Source organism: Mesorhizobium sp. L2C084A000 (assembly GCF_000502875.1).
GTDB lineage: Bacteria > Pseudomonadota > Alphaproteobacteria > Rhizobiales > Rhizobiaceae > Mesorhizobium.
The window spans coordinates 90575-106460 of the sequence record NZ_AYWX01000015.1 but is presented as its reverse complement, the minus strand read 5'-3'; the positions used below and the strand labels follow the sequence as shown (position 1 = coordinate 106460).

The window sequence follows — 15886 nt, the reverse complement described above, 5'->3', positions numbered from 1 at the left end:
TCCACGGGCGGAGCAAGGAGCGAAGCGACGCAGCGCAGACCATAGGATGACGACGCCGCAAAGGCTGGTACCAAAACTGTGGAGGTCGTGCGGCGCCTAATCCAGCGTGCGCCTGAACCTTACCAGTGCCACGCCGGCAAACAAGGCCACGAACACCACCAGCCAGCCGATCTCGTCTGCCACCGCCGGCAGTTCGGCGCCCTTCAGCATCACGGCGCGGGTGATGCGCAGGAAATGCGTCAGCGGGAAGATCTCGCCGAAGATTTGCGCCCAGTCCGGCATGCCGCGATAGGGGAACATAAAACCCGACAGCATGATCGACGGCAGGAAGAAGAAGAAGGTCAGTTGCAGGGCCTGCATCTGCGTGCGGGCGATGGTCGAAATCGTATAGCCGAGCAGCACCAGCGCCAGCACGAAGATCAGCACGGCGGTCAGGAGCAGCGACATCGATCCGGTGAAGGGGATGGCGAACAGAAGCTTCGCCGCCGCCAGCACCACCACCATCTGCACGCCGCCGACCGCCAGATAGGGCAGCACCTTGCCCATCATGATCTCGAGCGGGCTGGACGGCATCGCCAGCAGGTTTTCCATCGTGCCGCGCTCGGTCTCGCGCGTCAGCGCGATCGAGGTCATCATCACCATGGTCATCTGCAGGATGACGCCGAGCAGGCCGGGCACGATGTTGTATTGCGAGATGCCTTCGGGATTGTAGCGCCGGTGTACGACGACATCGAGCTGACCCTTGGCGGCCTCGGCGGCGGCTTCCTGCGTGCCTTGCGCCCTCAGCAGCGCCTGACTGGCGACGGTGCCGAGCGTCGAGATGGCGCCGCTGGCCACCGCCGGGTCGGTGGCGTCCGCCTCGATGAGTATCTGCGGGTTGTTGCCGCTCTCCACCCTCCTGGCAAAATCGGCGGGGATGGTGACGACGAAGGCGACGTCGCCGCGCGATATCAGGAACTCGGCCTCGGCGGCACTTTGTGCGACATGGTCGAAACGGTAGTAGCCGGTGGTCTGCAGCGCCGCGACAATGGCACGCGTGTAGGGATCGTTGCTCGTCGCCACGAGTGCTGCCGGCAGGCTTTTCGGATCGTTGTTGATGGCGTAGCCGAAAAGCACCAACTGTATCAGCGGGACGCCCAGCATCATGGCGAAGGTGATGCGGTCGCGCCGCATCTGGATGAATTCCTTGATCAGCAGCGCGCCAAGCCGGGCGAAGGAAAAGACGCTGTTCATGCCATGTTGTCCTTCGAGCCGGACATGAACTGGATGAAGACGTCCTCGAGGCTGGTTTCGCCGGGCGAAACTTTCACGCCCTTGTGCTCTCTCTCGACATCGGCGAGCGCGGCTTCGAGCTTCTTCTTGTCAGAGCCGACGACATGCAGCGTCGCGCCGAACGGCGCCACCTGGTCGACGCCGGCGCGGCCCTGCAGCGCTTCGGCGATCTGATCGAGCCGCGGGCCCTGGAGGACGAAAGTGGTCAACCCGGCATTTTTCACCACTTCGGCGACAGTGCCGGTGGCCAGCATCTTGCCATAGGAGATGTAGCTGATGCGGTGGCAGCGCTCGGCTTCGTCCATGTAGTGGGTGGAGACCAGCACGGTCAGCCCGCCGCTGGCGAGGCGATGGATCTCGTCCCAGAACTCGCGCCGAGCCTTCGGGTCGACACCGGCCGTAGGCTCGTCGAGCAGCAGCAATTTCGGCTTGTGCATGATGCAGGCGGCCAGCGCCAGCCGCTGCTTCCAGCCGCCCGACAAGGTGCCGGCCAGCTGGTTGCGGCGCGACGTCAGGCCGAGGTCCTCCAACGTGCGCGCCACATGCTCTTCGACCGGCTTCAGCCGGTAGAGCCGCGCGACGAATTCGAGATTCTCGCCGATCGTCAGATCCTCGTAGAAGGAGAATTTCTGCGTCATGTAGCCGACTTCGCGCTTGATGCGCAGGCTCTCGGTGCGGATGTTGAAGCCGAGCACCGTGCCTTCGCCTTCGTCCGGCGTCAGCAGACCGCACATGATGCGGATGGTGGTGGTCTTGCCCGAGCCGTTGGGGCCGAGAAAGCCGACGATCTCGCCCTCGGCGACCGACATCGTCACATGATCGACGACGGTCTTGTCGCCAAAACGCTTGACCAAGCCATGGACGTCGATGGCGTTCATCTTGCGCTGTCCGCCAGATCGACATCGACGATCTGGCCCGGTTGCAGCGGGCCGGCATCGCCCTCCGGCCGCGCCTCGACGAGGTAGACCAGCTTTTGCCGGTTCTCCAGGGAGTAGATCACCGGCGGGGTGAACTCGGGATCCGGCGAGACATAGCTGACGCGCGCCTTCACATCCGGGCCGCAGCCGTCGCAATGGACGCCGAGCAAGGTGCCGACCTTGACCGAGGAGAAAGCGCTCTCTGGAATGTAGACGCTGAGCTTCACCGCGCCGTCGGGCAGGATCGAGATGACCGGCGCGGTCGGACCTGATGTGTCGCCCGGATTGCGGATGACATCGTTGACGCGGCCCGGCGAAGGCGCCGCCAGCACCCGTTTCGACAGCCGCCACTGCGCCTGCTCCAACGCGGCCTGCGCCTGCTTGACCTGATTGTCGGCGGCCTTGATCGTTTCGGGCCGTGCCGGCAGGCCGCCGACGGCGAGATTGGCATTGGCCTGGCCGACCTGCGCATTGGCCGTCTCGAGCGTGGCCGACGCGGTGTCGAAATCGGCCTGCGTGCCGGCGCCGCGCTTGAACAGATCGGCGGCGCGGTCGTATTTGCGCTTGGCGTCGGCGGCCTGGGCGCTGGCCATGTCGACCTCGGCCTTCAGCACGGCGATCTCTTCCGGCCGCTTGCCGATCTGCAGGTCGGCCAACTGCGCCTGGGCCTGGGCAAGGCCGGCCTGCGCCTGCGCAACCGCGATCTTGGCATCGGCACTTTCCAGCGTCACCACGGTCGTGCCAGGCACCACACGGTCGCCGCGCTTCACCGTGACGGTCTCGACCTGCGCCACCTCGATCGGCGCCAGCAGCACATAGTCGCCTTCGACATAGCCGACGGCCAGCGGGGCAGCCGGGGCACAGGCCGAGAAGAGCTGCGCGGCGAGCGGCAGCGAACACAGAAAGCTCATGGTCTTTGCCCCTTCATGCTTTGCTCTTTCTGAAAGCCAATATGGCCTTGAGATTACCCGATGTGACCGCCACCACCTTGGCCGCCTCGGCGGCGCCGATGTCTTTCCAGCCCATGCGGCGCATCACCGCCTCGCGGCCGATGCGGAAATAGATGACCTGGCCAATCAGCGTGAACACGGTGAGCCTTGTGGCCTCGCTTTCGGCCGGCTCGTCGGTCGCCTGTTCCCAGAGTTGGCACAGCCGGCGATGGCTCGGCTCGAAGACACCGTCATAGATACGATCGAGGGCTGCCGTTGGATGGGAAAGTTCGCGCAGGATGAACTGCACGATCTCGCCGGCCTGCGGACTGGCCACGACAAAGCCGACCATTCGCTCCAGCGCCGCGAAGAGCTGCGCCTGCGCTGCCTCGGGACCGACCGGCGCGGTCGCCTGCGCGTTGCCGAGCGCCGGGCCGGCGACCGTCTGGATGGTATCGACGATAAAGTCGGCGGCGGCCGTGCGAAGACCCTCCTTGCCGCCGAAATGATAGGCGATCGAGCCGATATTGGCTTGCGCCTCGGCGGCGATCTCGCGCGTCGAGGTGCCATCGAAGCCCTGCCTTCCGAACAGCTTCAGCGCCGCCTGGACAAGGGCCGCGCGCGTCATCTCGGCGGGCTCGCGGCGAAGAATTTTAGGCTCAGGTAGTTTGATCATGAGAACAGTTAATCAATCGATTGATTAAAGTCAACTTCTGTTCGTCATTGCCTTGCCATCGACGGCGGCAAACGCTTTAGTGCGCGGCCATGGGCAAGGAAGTCGAACGAAAATTCCTGGTCACCAGCACCGCATGGCGGGAGTTGGCCGAGGCCAATATCCGCATTCTTCAGTTCTATCTCGCTGCCGGCCCCGGGCGCACGGTGCGCATTCGCATCAGCGATGGCACTTCCGCCAGGCTGACGCTCAAATTCGGCAGCAAGGCGCGCGAACGCGACGAATTCGAATATTCGATCCCGCTGTCGGAGGCGGTGGAGATGCTGGACTTCGCCATCGGACGTGTCATCGAGAAGACACGTCACCATGTTAGGCACCGTGGCTATCTCTACGAAATCGATGTCTTTGGCGGTCCGCTTGCGGGACTTGTGATCGCCGAACTTGAGACGCCGGAGGACGTGCCGGACGAAATGCTGCCTGACTGGCTCGGCCGTGAAGTCACCGGCGAGTCAAAGTTCTACAACGCGTCGCTCGCCCTTGGGGGGATACCGGAGATCGCCGCATGAGCTTTCGTATCGATCCGCGCCTGCCGCTGACCGGCGAGGTCAGGCGTATCCTTGCCGAGGAAATCGGCAAGGCGCTGCATCACCTTGACGCCGCACGGAGCCGCCCGGAACAGGCGCTGCACAAATGCCGCAAGCGACTGAAGAGCGCCCGCGCCCTGCTGCGGCTTGTTCGTTCCGGCGACGAAACGTTCTGTGAGACCGAGAACCAATGCTATCGCAATGTGGCCGGCCTGCTTGCCGGTCCGCGCGAGGCGACTGCGCTGATCGAGACCATCGACCGGCTGGCGGCGAGCTTTCCCAAGGAGAGCGCCGACGATGGGCTTACTGCTGCGCGCGACAGGCTGATCGCGCGCCAGCATGAACTGCACGAAGGCAGCGGGCTCGAAGCGGCGATCGGCGCGGCGACCGCCGCTTGCGAGGATGGCCTCAAACGCATCGAAGCGCTGGCCTTGCCCGACCAGCCGGAACAGGCGGCCGACGTGCTTGCCGAAGGTGCCCGCGTCACGCTGCGCCGTGCCAGGAAGGCGCTCGACAAGGCCGGATCGCGGGGCGCGGCCGATGATTTCCACGATTTGCGCAAGGCGGCCAAGACCCACGGCATGCATCTGTCGCTGCTCGGCAGGCTGTGGCCGACACCGATCAAGGCCCGGCGCAAGGCGGTCGACGAACTGGGCGAGCGGCTGGGCGACCTGCACGATGTGCTGGTGATGCGCGCGCTGCTCGAGGCCGACGACCAGCCGCTCGGGCTGCCCGAGGACACGAAACTTCTGGGCAAGCTGTTGAAACGGTCGGAGAAGCAGCTGAAGAAGAGCTGCCTTGCTGAGGCGGCCGAACTGTTCAGCGACAGTCCCAAACGCTCGACACGCAAACTGGCCCGCAAGGCGCGTGACGATCTGGCTGCGCCGCCGGAAGAGGCCGCTGCGACGGCAAGCTGACTTGGCGCCTTTCCTCTCGGTCCGGACAGGGGGAGGAAAGGCGTGCGCTAGCCCTCATTACCCGCCCATGCTAATCGCCATGGGGCATGACCGAGCCCGGCGACACGCTTCTGGATCGACTTGGCCGCTGGCTTGCCGGCCGGCTGCAGGAAGAATCCTCCGGCTACGAGCCCTACACACACCGTCCGATGCCGAAACGCTGCGCCGCACGCTTGAGCCCGGCGACATCCTGCTGATCGAGGGCAACCAGAAGATCTCGGCGGCGATCAAATACCTGACCCAGTCGACCTGGTCGCATGCGGCCTTCCATGTCGGCGACGCCTTGCCAGAGCCGCAAGACGGCTCGGAGCGGCCGCGCCTGATCGAGGTCACGATCGGCGAAGGCTGCGTCGCCGTGCCATTGTCGCGCTACCGCACCTACAACACCCGCATCTGCCGGGCGAGCGGGCTGGCGCCGGAGGATCGCGACAAGGTCGTCGCGTTCATGATCGGCAGGCTCGGCCTGAAATACGACCTCAAGAACATTTTCGACATGCTGCGTTTTTTCTTCCCGACACCGCCGGTGCCGGTGCGCTGGCGGCGCCGCATGCTGGCCTTCGGCTCCGGCGACCCGACACGGGCGATCTGCTCTACGCTGATCGCCGAGGCCTATGGCCAGATCCGCTATCCGATCCTGCCCGAGATCACCCGTGCGCCCGGCCGCGCCTCGGCGCAGTCGAATTACTCGCGCAAGGAGATCCTGCACATCCGCCACCACTCGCTCTACACGCCGCGCGATTTCGACCTGTCGCCCTATTTCCGCATCGTCAAGCCGACGCTGGAATATGGTTTCGACTACCGGCAGATGGTCTGGGACGACAAGATTGCCGATCCCGGGGCGAAGGCCGCCGAATAGACGCGATCAAATGAGTCCAACCGCGTGGACGGCCCGGGAGCGCGCCGGCCGACGGCGCTTTGGCGTCAGTGCTTGCAAGCCGCGGCCCGCACGTCCGAGGGAGTAGCGTCATAACGGCGACGGAACGCCCGGTTGAAATAGGAAAGGTCGTTGAAGCCGGCCTCGTAGGCGATCGCGGTGATGCTGCGTCCGGCATGGCGTGGATCGCCGAGCATGCGATGGGCGCGCGCCAGCCGCTGGTTCATCATGAAATCAATCAAGGATGTGCCATCGCTCTCGAACAGCTTGCGGACGTAGCGGGCCGACAGTCCGTGGCGGGCGGCGACGTCCTGCGCCGACAGGTCGACATGGCCACCATGCGCGACGATATCGGCCTTGATGGCGCGCAAGCGGGCAACGCTGACGCCGCGGCCGCGTGCGATCTGGGCCGCATCCCTGGTCGCGCCCATGGCGAGTGCGGCAAGGTGGAAGACATGCGTCGCCGCAAGGTGGCAGGCCTCCGCGGTCAACTCGTCTCCGACCTCCTGGATCGAGCTGATATAGTCGAGCAACAGCCGCATCGCCCCGCTCTGGGTCGGCAAGGGCCGCATAAGGACCGCGGCCGGATCGCCGATCAGAGGCGAAAGCTGCTTGCGCGAAAAACTGAGATTGACGAAGCGGAACCCGCCGGCGCCGATCAGGTTGAGGCCAACCTCTTCACCGCTCATCATGAGCGCCTGGCCGTTGCCGACCGCCTCCTCGCGGCCGCGATGCTTCATCACGCTGCCCCCGTCGAGGGCCGCCAGAAGAACGAAGTCGTCGTTGTCGATCAGCGACGACGTATGATGCACCCGGAATTCCGATGAGCTGCCGGTGGCGATGCCGAGGCCCGGCAACGCGCGCACCCGCATGTCGATCTGCGCCGGCGCCAGCGGATCGAGGTCCACCCTCAGAACGGTGCGGCCGTAAACCTCGCGCGTAATCTCGACGCGATCCCGCTCCGGAAACATCTCCGTCGCCAGCCTGAACGAAGCTGACGGCCCCATCGTCGCAGTCATCGACACCCCCATGCCCAAGAGCGCGGTCATATGCGCCGCGGCCTGCAAAACGTCAATCCCGGGCCGTTTTGGCCGCTTTCAGTGCCGTTCTGTCCAAGCTGACCCCCTTCGATGCCCCTAGTTTGCGGCGCGATTCCAAAACCGGAACCGCATTGGCGGCAATCCAAGGGGGCACGATGTTTCATTTGCAATTGTTCAAGACGCTGTCGGCACTGGCCGCGGCGGGCTTCAATCCGCGCGTCTATCTGCTGTCGATCGCCTTGGGCAACGCGGTGACCGATCATCGCGAGGCCAAGCTGCCGCCGCGCGCTGCCCGATGATGAGCAGCACCATGAAAAGGATCATTTTCCTGGCCCTGACCCTTGCCCTGGCGGGCTGCCAAACGGGCCAGGCCGACAACAACCCGGCATCGATCGCGAGCGCGGCCGGCAGCAAGAAGGCCCAGAACGAACCGACGACGGAAACGGCCTGCGCCGATGCCGCCAAGACGGCGGCGAAGGCGCAGACCAATGCGGCTCTGCTCGGCGGTGTCCTGTCGATGGCGGGGGTTCTTGGCGGTCTGGCTGGCAATGGTGGGGTCATTGCCGGCCAGGCCGCCTCGATCGGCGGCTCGGTTCTGCAGTCCCAGGCGACGAGCAGTGCCCGGGCCGGCATTGCGGAGGATTGTTATGGCTGAGCGGCGTTTCGCAGCCATGCGCCGGCTGGCCGGCGCGCTCGCACTTGCCGGCATGATCTTCGACAGCCCGCAGGCCTTGGCGCTGACAGCGCGGGATGCGTCGGCGGTCGTCGGCCTGATCGAGGCCTTGCAACCCGAATTCGGTCAGTTCGCCTATGACGAGGAGATCGCCGCCGACTGGTACGAGCGCGATGCCGCGGACAAGGGCTTGATCGACACAGCCGGTTTCACCGCCGACAGCTGGAAGATCGCGCTTGGCGAGACCATGCGCGGGTTCCTGGCGACGATGCCGGTCGCAGAACTCGATGCCATTTTCGCCAAGCTCAGGAATGCCATATCCGGCATGAAGGAGCTGACCGACGCGCAGAAGACAGAGACCATCGACGCCATCAACGAAGAGGTCGAAGGGTTGATGGCTTTGCGGGCCGAGGGCGGCCCCTTCGCCGATGTCGTCAGGCCGCTGACGCCAAAAATCCGCAGCCTCATCCTCGGCCCGGCGATGGGGCGATAGGATGTTGGGCAACAGGAAACGGGTGGCGGGAAAAGCAACTCCGAGCGGGAGCCTCGAGGCCGAACATCGCGGCATTTTTCCAACCACGGCACGTGTCAGGCGGGGCAGCCCGATCGCGATGCTTATCTGCCTGCTGGCGTCCAGCTGCAGCCAGACGGCCGCCAGCCCGCCGATCACGCCAGAGCAGCATGCGCAATTGGCGGAGCTGGCGGCCGGCCCGGACTCGCCGGAGGGCCTTGGCGAGGCCCTGGCTGCAGTCGAGGCGACCAGGAAAATGCAGGACTGCAGGGCCAGCATGAACGAGACGGCCGGGCAGATGAAGATGATGGGCGCGGTCAATGGCGCGGTCGGCATCGCCGGCCGCATGGCAGGCCCAGGCGGCAAGACAGCGGCGAAAATGGTGGCCATCGGCACCGCCAGGGCCGTGCGCGGCAAGCTCAGCCGCCAGATGCAATCATGCTGAGACGATTGGCCGATCAGGCCGGCAGCGGCCGCCGTGTCTTGGCGGCCGGGTCCGTTGCTCTCGCACCGGCATCTCGCGCGTGCGGCCCGATCGGCATGATCGCCGGGAATGGCGTCGCGCCAAAGGCAAACGTCCATTTGTAGCCGACCAGCCCGTCTTCCGGCGTCGTGTGCTGATCGTGATGGGCCAGCAGTTTGGCGCGATCGGCGAGGTCCTGCGCCTCGCGTCGCACCATCTCCGCCGTCTCCGGCCGCATCCGCCTGCTAAAGCTGACGAAGGTCGCTTCCCTGTCGATATGGGTGATCGCCCAGCCGATGAAGTTCTTGTTGGTCATCTCGAACAGCGGCCGCAGCGGCCCTTCGAAATTCCACTGGATCGGCGTCTCGACAAGCAATCTCGCCGTGAGCCCGCGGCCGAGCGCGATCAGGCCGAGCTCCTCGAGATCGCGCAGATAGAGGAACATCGAGGCTTCGCTCAGGCCTTGCGAGCGCATGATGCCCTCGGGCGTGAATTTTTCCGACAGCATGACGAAGATGAACAGCAGTGCCGGCCGGCCGGCGAGCCTGCGTTCGATCTCCGGCGCGATGCGGTTGACCGGCCCTGGCCCCCGGTTCATCGAGCCGAGCACGTTCTCCAGCTCGACACCGGCGGCAGCGCAGATCTCCACCAGCCGGTCGAGCTTGCAGTTGCGCTCGTGGAAGATGCGCTTCACCGTCGGCTCGGAAACCCCCATGCGTTCGGCAAGCTCGCGATAGGTGACGCCCTTCGCCTTCAGCGTCCGCTTCAACGCGCCGAAGATAAGGCCGTTCATGGAATGCACCTCTTGCCGTGGGTTTCGTATCGACTTTCGATACTAGAGGTTATCGACCTTTCCTGAAAATATCGAAAATCATAGCTCTCCGCCGTCATCACAGGAGAGCAGCCATGAACACCCTCGTCACATCAGCCTTTCTCGCCGTCATCGGCATCGCAGGCGCGCCTGCCGCCGAGGCTGGAGAACTCTGGCGCGCCACCGGCCTCGAACAACCGGAATCGGCACTGTTCGACGCAGCCAACAATCGCCTTATCGTTTCCAATATCGTCGGCAATCCCGGCGACGCCGACGGCAACGGCTATCTCAGCGTGCTGTCCGTGGACGGCAGGACGGTCACCCGGCACTGGACCGACGGCATGGACGCGCCCAAGGGAATGGCGATAGCGGGCGGCAAGCTCTATGTCGCCGACATCACCAAGGTTCGCGTCGTCGACCTCGCCAGCGGCAAGCTCGTCGCCAGCATCACGGTACCGAACGCTGTTTTCCTGAACGACATGACATCGGACCAATCAGGCAAGATCTATGTCACCGACATGCTGGCCGACACGATCTATCGTATCGACGGCGAACAACCGGAACTGTTCGCCAGGGATGCGATGCTGGCTTCGCCCAACGGCGTCTTCGCCGATGGCAACAGGCTGATCGTCGCCTCCTGGGGCAAGGACATCAAGTCCGACTTCAGCACGGCGGAGCCGGGTGGGCTGCTGTCGGTCGACATCGCCAGCAAGGTGGTTTCGCCCTTGCCGGGCGCGCAGAAATTCGCCGATCTCGATGGCGTCATCGCCATCGGCGACACCATCTTCGCCACCGCCTACATGACCGGCACGCTCTACCGCTATCAAGCCGGCGGCGCGCCGGAAGCGTTGGCGCATTTCAAACCGGGCAGCGCCGACATCGGCACCGACGGCAAGTCGATCCTCTATGTGCCGTTGATGAACGAGGGCGAAGTGGCTGCGCTGAAGCTCGACTGAGAGCCATGATCGGTGCCTCAGGGCCGATCTCTGAGACGTTCGCCAACAGCCCCTGTCGTTCATCGGCGAGGATCGCCAACTCGAACTCTTATTGTGGCTAGTAAACGACGTCGCCCGGATCGGCCCGCCAAGCGCCAATAGCGTACATTGCCAAGCAGATATTTTGATGTCGCCTTTGGGCCGGTAGCAGTCCGTCAGCTTCTAGTGGAGAGGCATCGAAAGCGGACATCGGGTTGCGGGCGTACCGACGGCTCAATTGGGGCCGGCAGCAGACTGGCTGGTATTGTCGGGCAGCCGACGGTGGCGACGACGTAGGGAGGCCGGTGCGGAGAGGGGAATCTGTGTTCTCAAACCAGCATCGACTGCTGGGCGGAGATACCCGCCGTCGCGCCTTGCGATATTGCCGTGGTGACCGAGGCCATGGCCGGGTTCGCAAGATCGCCGGCAGCATAGATGCCGGGCGTGCTGGTTTCGCGGCGCTCATCGACCTTGATGGCGATGCCGAGGGGCGTATTGACCGTGGCGAGGCCCACTAATTCATGCAGGCTTGCGGACGGCTTGTTGCGCGGATGCGCGAACAGGATGTCGACCGCGGCATTGCGGCCGCTCTCGAGATTAACGGTGGTGATATGGCCCCGATGATGGGCGATTTCGGCGATCCGGCCATCAACGACAGGTATGTTGCGGCGCGCCAGATCGGCCCGAACATCGGGTGAAATGTCGTGACCATCGGCGAAGACCGTCAATGTTTCGGTCCAGTCGTGGTACAGCCTGACATAATTGTGCGACGGCGGGCCGGACCAGACGAGGCCCCAATGCTGGTCGGCGACTTCAAAGCCATCGCAATAGGGGCAGGGCACAATGGATGTGCCCCAGCTTTCGGCAAAGCCCGGAACATCCGGCATCTGGTCGGCGACGCCATAACTCAGGATCAGGCGGCGCGCCCCAAGGTGTTCGCCATCGCCAGTGAGGACCGAGAAATCGTCGATGGTGCCGGAGATGCTGTCGGCCCGGCCATTGACCAGCCTGATCGTGGGATAACGCGCCAGTTGCTTCCGCGCTTCGGCCAGGATGTCCAGCGGTGGCTTGTGATCGTGGCCGAGCAGACCATGCGAGTGGCCGGCGAAGCGGTTGCGCGGCAGGCCGGTATCGAGAACGGTGACCTTGCGGCGGGCACGTCCGAGCTGCAGGGCGGCGGCGAGACCGGCAAAGCTGCCGCCGATGATGATGACGTCATCCATGGTGATGGGCTCCGTGTGTGGATGAGGGATGGCTTGGCCTGGCTTGCACATTTTTGACACTGCGTGGTATCGTAATTCAAGAATTATGATACTGTCAAGGACTGGAATTGTCGTGACCGAAAACAGCCAGGGCCGGCGCGGCCGGCCCGCCAATGAGGCGCTTGGCCAAACGATAGTCGACGCCGCGTGCGAACTCTTTGAGGAATTGGGTTTTCATGCGACGACATTGGACAAGGTCGCCCAGAGAGCGAAGATATCCAAGCTCAGCATCTATCGGCACTTCGAGAACAAGGAGGCGCTGTTCAGCGCGGCCATCGCGGCCCGCTGCCATCAGTTTGCACCACAGGCCCTTTTTGAAGGCGTCGACGGTTCGGCCGAAGATCAGCTCATGGTGGTGGGATCATCCCTGCTTCGCACGCTGTTGAACCCGGACGTCCGCAGTGTCGAAGCCATGATCATGGCCGACAAGACGAATCAAAAGTCGTTAAGCAAGCTCCATTACGAAGCCGGCCCCGCCCATGTCATCGCCCAAATCGAGGCCCTGTTGCGTCAGTTGCACGCGAAGGCGGTTCTGAACGTGACCGATCCTCTCCGGTCCGCCCGCCTGTTTGCCGCGCTTATCAAAGGATCCGATCTCCTGATTATCGCACGCTTCGATGAGGCGAGAGCAGAGGACGACAACGAAATCGAATCCTATTGCCGGTCGGCCGTCGCCATGTTCATCGCCGCGCACGGTGGCACGACCACCCGGGCGGATAGCCCAGGAGTACTTGCATGATATTTGGGGCTCGCATTGACATCAACGCGACCATTATCGTTGGGCAGCGGGCTGACCGGCGGCGTAACCTGCTACCACCCCATTCGAGGCCTTAGTGCTGGCTTAGCAGACCGTCAGCTTTCGGGAAGCTGCAACGATAGTCTGAATGGCGGAAACGAGGGCGCAAAGCGGCCGTTCACGTCGCGCCGTGCGTGAGTCAACCCAGGGCCAAAACGTTTGCGTTCAACCGGCGGACACCTGTGTGGCCCGCCGACCGGCAAATCCCGATTTCTACTCTGCCTCCAGCTTCCCTTTCAGCTGCGCCCGCGCATCCTTGATCGAGGCGGCATAGGTCACCAGCGGGCGCTTGACGCCGTGGTTGATCAGCATACGCCGGATCTGCGGCGCGGCACCTGATATGATGAAGCGGACGCCGGCGCGTTTCGCCTTGTGGGCGGCGCCCTCGATGACGTTGGCCGCCGTCGAATCGAAGAACGGTACGGCCGAGCAATCGAGGATGAAGTTTTTGCGCTGGTCGGCGATGCGGTCGAGCACGGTGCCGACGGTCGACGCGGCGCCGAAGAAGAAAGCGCCGGAGATGCGGTAGACCACGGTGTCGGCGTCGGTCGCCTCGCTGGCATCGTAGGCGTTGGTGCTGTCGGCGACATCCTCCTGCACCAGCGGCTGATCGGCCTCGACCGCAATCGATTTGGCCATGCGGTCGATGAACAGGATCGACCCCAGCACGAAGCCGACGACGATGCCTTCAGTGAGATCGCGGAAGATGACGAGCAGGAAGGTCGCCATCAGCACCAGCGCGTCGCCGCGTGAGGCACGCAGCAAGGTGGCGAAGGCCTGTTTCTCGAACATGTTCCAGCACACGACCGCCAGCACGCCGGCAAGGGCGGCGAGCGGGATGTAGCTGGCGAGCGGCGCCGCCACCAGCATCAAAGCGAGCAGGATGGCTGAGTGGACGATGCCCGAAACCGGTCCGTGGGCGCCGGCCCGCACATTGGTCGCCGTGCGGGCGATGGTGCCTGTGGCGCAGATGCCGCCGAACAGGGCGGACGCGATGTTGGCGAAGCCTTGCGCCACCAGTTCGCAGTTGGAACGATGCCGTCGGCCCGTCATTCCATCGGCGACCACCGCCGACAGCAGCGATTCGATGGCGCCCAGCAAGGCGAAGGCGATGGCATCCGGCAGCACGTCAATCATCCTGTCCAGGCTGACCGGTGGCAGAGCGGGCATTTGCAGGCTGCGCTGGATGCCGCCAAAGCGGGTGCCGATCGTCTCGGCGGGCAGCGAGAGAAGCGCCACGACCAGCGATGCCAGCCCGATGGCGATGAGCATTGCGGGCGATGTCGGCCGCCAGCGTTTCAGGCCGGCGATGGTGACGATGGTCAACACCGCCACCAAGGTCGCCGCCGGGTTGATGGTGCCGGCCGCCTCGGCGACCGCGATCAGCTTCGGCACCAGCGGTCCCGGCTCCTTGCCGGCAAGCTTCAGCCCGAACAGTTCGACGATCTGTCCTGAAAAGATGATGACGGCGATGCCGGCGGTGAAGCCGACCGTCACCGGATAGGGAATGAATTTGATGTAGGTGCCGAGACGAAGATAGCCGATGGCGAGCAGGAAGACCCCTGCCATCATCGTTGCCAAAAGCAGCCCATCGATGCCGACGCGGGCAACCGTCGCTGCCACCAGCACAATGAAGGCGCCGGCCGGACCGCCGATCTGGAAGCGGCTGCCGCCGAGCGCAGAAATGATGAAGCCGCCGACGATCGAGGTGTAGAGGCCGCGCTCGGGAGCGACCCCCGAAGCGATCGCGATCGCCATCGACAAGGGCAGCGCGACGATGGCGACCGTCAGCCCGGCAATGGCGTCCGCCTTGAAGTCGGCGAAGGTGTAGCCCTCGCGCCAGACCGTCACCAGCTTCGGTGTGAACAATTCGGAAAATGTCGGCTTTACCGACCTGTGGGCCGGTTCATGCACTGCCCGCTGCGTCTGATCCATGGACTGCCTTTCGCACCCTGAAAGGCGGCGGGATCGTCGGCAGGGCTGTCGGCGGTCGCCGTCGCGACTTTATGCCGGCTCAGCCTTGGGACCCCGCGGCACGGCAGGCTTGAGGCGCACGCCCCGGCCGCCGCGCTCGCTGGTCTGGTTCTCGCCGATCAGCTCCACCCCGGCCTCGTCGAGAGCCTGGATGACCTTCATCAGCGTGTCGACCACGCCCCTGACCACGCCATCGCTCGCCTCCATGCGCTGGATGGTCGGAAGCGAAACGCCGGCGCGCTCGGCGAGCGTCTTCTGATCGATGCCGGCCAGCGCCCTTGCGGCACGCATCTGCGCGGCAGTGATCATCGGCCGGAATCCCCGTCTGAGTCTGCAGAAATGAGGTATAATACCATCATTGTGATGTTTCAAGCATTAGTATGAACGTTTGGGACGTAAGGACGCATTGACTGACCATTTTTTCAGATACTTTCACGGGCTGATCAACCGGCTGATCTAGTCTCCAGTCTCGCCGTCCGGGTGCTGCCCACGCCATCGCTGCCACGCCCGGGCAGCGAGCCAGCAAAGCATCGCCCAGACGAAGCCCGCGCACCAGCCGGCAAGCACGTCCGATGGCCAGTGGACGCCAAGATAGATGCGGCTGACGCCAACCAGCAGCGTCGTCAGCACCGCCAGCGACAGCACATAGATCTTCGTCGTTCGACCGGGCAGGAAGCGTGCCGCCAGCGCGCCGAGCGTCAGATAGGTCACCGCCGACAGCATGGCGTGGCCGCTCGGAAAAGACAGCGTCGTTTCGTTGACGAGATGCGAGACGAGTTCGGGGCGCGGCCGGTCGATGCCGGCTTTCAGCAGGCTCGACAATACCTGCCCCCCGGCCACCGCCACGAAGATGAAAAGGGCGGTCGCCGGCCTGCGGATAAGCAGGAGATACACGATGACCGCCGTCACGATCAGCACCAGCACGCTGCCGCTGCCGAGGCTGGTGATGTCGCGCATCGCCCCTTGCAGCCACAGCGGGCCGACCGGGCTGTCAGGGCGGCCCGCCTGGCGGAAGGCGAGCAGGATTTCGGTATCGAAGGCGTGCGGCGTGGTGGCGCGCGCCATCTCCATCAGCTCCTCGAATCCCCACAGGCCGGCGGCGATGACCAGGCCGGCCAGCAGCACCGGGAATTCAACCCGGTTGAGCAAAGCGTTCGCGGCGTTCTTCATCGGCAAT

18 protein-coding genes and 1 pseudogene are annotated in these 15886 nt (G+C 64.4%); 9 read left to right on the top strand and 10 right to left on the bottom strand.

The genetic code is table 11. The features are described from left to right. Positions 1-96: 96 nt before the first annotated feature. Genes X735_RS140315 through X735_RS140330 form a run of 4 tightly spaced genes read right to left on the bottom strand, consistent with a single transcriptional unit; the run spans position 97 to position 3794 of the window. Positions 97-1233 carry an ABC transporter permease gene (locus tag X735_RS140315; RefSeq protein ID WP_023813489.1) on the bottom strand — a complete coding sequence of 379 codons (1137 nt, stop codon included), beginning with the start codon at positions 1231-1233 and terminating at the stop codon, positions 97-99. Continuing rightward, the gene (locus tag X735_RS140320) at positions 1230-2150 is read right to left on the bottom strand and encodes an ABC transporter ATP-binding protein (protein ID WP_023813488.1); all 921 of its coding nucleotides are present in this window, start codon (positions 2148-2150) and stop codon (positions 1230-1232) included. Before X735_RS140320 ends, X735_RS140315 begins: the two co-directional genes overlap by 4 nt. Beyond that, positions 2147-3100: an HlyD family efflux transporter periplasmic adaptor subunit gene (locus X735_RS140325; RefSeq protein WP_023813487.1), complete on the bottom strand. Its 954-nt coding sequence runs from the start codon at positions 3098-3100 to the stop codon at positions 2147-2149. Before X735_RS140325 ends, X735_RS140320 begins: the two co-directional genes overlap by 4 nt. Positions 3101-3113: 13 nt before the next feature. Continuing rightward, entirely contained in the window at positions 3114-3794 is a 681-nt protein-coding gene (locus X735_RS140330) for a CerR family C-terminal domain-containing protein (RefSeq protein ID WP_031213671.1), read from the bottom strand. Positions 3795-3883: 89 nt separating this feature from the next. Between X735_RS140330 and X735_RS140335 the strand changes: the two genes are divergently transcribed. The 3 genes and pseudogenes from X735_RS140335 (at position 3884) to X735_RS04610 (ending at position 6187) form a co-directional block, all read left to right on the top strand. Beyond that, on the top strand, positions 3884-4357 hold the full coding sequence (locus X735_RS140335; RefSeq protein ID WP_023813485.1) for a CYTH domain-containing protein: 474 nt from the start codon (positions 3884-3886) through the stop codon (positions 4355-4357). Continuing rightward, positions 4354-5292 carry a CHAD domain-containing protein gene (locus X735_RS140340; RefSeq protein WP_023813484.1) on the top strand — a complete coding sequence of 313 codons (939 nt, stop codon included), beginning with the start codon at positions 4354-4356 and terminating at the stop codon, positions 5290-5292. Before X735_RS140335 ends, X735_RS140340 begins: the two co-directional genes overlap by 4 nt. An 86-nt stretch (positions 5293-5378) precedes the next feature. Then, positions 5379-6187: pseudogene (locus X735_RS04610) on the top strand (lipo-like protein). Between the two features lie 65 nt (positions 6188-6252). Here X735_RS04610 and X735_RS140345 read toward each other — a convergent pair. Then, the gene (locus X735_RS140345; protein ID WP_245273289.1) at positions 6253-7254 is read right to left on the bottom strand and encodes an AraC family transcriptional regulator; all 1002 of its coding nucleotides are present in this window, start codon (positions 7252-7254) and stop codon (positions 6253-6255) included. A 146-nt stretch (positions 7255-7400) separates the two neighbouring features. Here X735_RS140345 and X735_RS1000000168110 point away from each other — a divergent pair, with 146 nt between their 5' ends. The 4 genes from X735_RS1000000168110 to X735_RS0135015 are packed head-to-tail and all read left to right on the top strand — an operon-like array spanning position 7401 to position 8874. Beyond that, complete coding sequence (locus X735_RS1000000168110) at positions 7401-7544, top strand: hypothetical protein (protein ID WP_023813481.1); 144 nt, start codon at positions 7401-7403, stop codon at positions 7542-7544. Between the two features lie 11 nt (positions 7545-7555). Further along, entirely contained in the window at positions 7556-7900 is a 345-nt protein-coding gene (locus tag X735_RS140350; protein ID WP_081734960.1) for a hypothetical protein, read from the top strand. After that, entirely contained in the window at positions 7893-8411 is a 519-nt protein-coding gene (locus tag X735_RS140355) for a hypothetical protein (protein WP_023813479.1), read from the top strand. The genes X735_RS140350 and X735_RS140355 overlap by 8 nt, the downstream gene beginning before the upstream one ends. A 22-nt stretch (positions 8412-8433) precedes the next feature. Then, positions 8434-8874: a hypothetical protein gene (locus X735_RS0135015; RefSeq protein ID WP_164893054.1), complete on the top strand. Its 441-nt coding sequence runs from the start codon at positions 8434-8436 to the stop codon at positions 8872-8874. A 13-nt stretch (positions 8875-8887) separates the two neighbouring features. Here X735_RS0135015 and X735_RS140360 read toward each other — a convergent pair whose 3' ends face one another. Next, positions 8888-9685, bottom strand: coding sequence for a helix-turn-helix transcriptional regulator (locus X735_RS140360; RefSeq protein WP_023813477.1), 798 nt, complete (start codon positions 9683-9685; stop codon positions 8888-8890). Positions 9686-9798: 113 nt separating this feature from the next. Here X735_RS140360 and X735_RS140365 point away from each other — a divergent pair, with 113 nt between their 5' ends. Next, positions 9799-10659, top strand: coding sequence for an ATP/GTP-binding protein (locus X735_RS140365; protein WP_023813476.1), 861 nt, complete (start codon positions 9799-9801; stop codon positions 10657-10659). 347 nt (positions 10660-11006) lie between these two features. Here X735_RS140365 and X735_RS140370 read toward each other — a convergent pair whose 3' ends face one another. Then, complete coding sequence (locus tag X735_RS140370; protein ID WP_023813475.1) at positions 11007-11900, bottom strand: NAD(P)/FAD-dependent oxidoreductase; 894 nt, start codon at positions 11898-11900, stop codon at positions 11007-11009. 112 nt (positions 11901-12012) lie between these two features. Between X735_RS140370 and X735_RS140375 the strand changes: the two genes are divergently transcribed. Next, entirely contained in the window at positions 12013-12678 is a 666-nt protein-coding gene (locus X735_RS140375; RefSeq protein WP_023813474.1) for a TetR/AcrR family transcriptional regulator, read from the top strand. Positions 12679-12948: 270 nt separating this feature from the next. On the opposite strand, the gene X735_RS140380 is transcribed toward X735_RS140375, so the two are convergent. The 3 genes from X735_RS140380 to X735_RS140390 all read right to left on the bottom strand — a co-directional run bounded on the left by X735_RS140380 (position 12949) and on the right by X735_RS140390 (position 15879). Further along, positions 12949-14670, bottom strand: coding sequence for a SulP family inorganic anion transporter (locus X735_RS140380; protein ID WP_023813473.1), 1722 nt, complete (start codon positions 14668-14670; stop codon positions 12949-12951). Between the two features lie 69 nt (positions 14671-14739). Next, a complete protein-coding gene (locus X735_RS140385; RefSeq protein WP_023813472.1) occupies positions 14740-15018 on the bottom strand; it encodes a helix-turn-helix transcriptional regulator in 279 nt (92 codons plus the stop codon). 147 nt (positions 15019-15165) lie between these two features. Further along, a complete protein-coding gene (locus tag X735_RS140390) occupies positions 15166-15879 on the bottom strand; it encodes a phosphatase PAP2 family protein (RefSeq protein ID WP_023813471.1) in 714 nt (237 codons plus the stop codon). Positions 15880-15886: the final 7 nt, after the last annotated feature.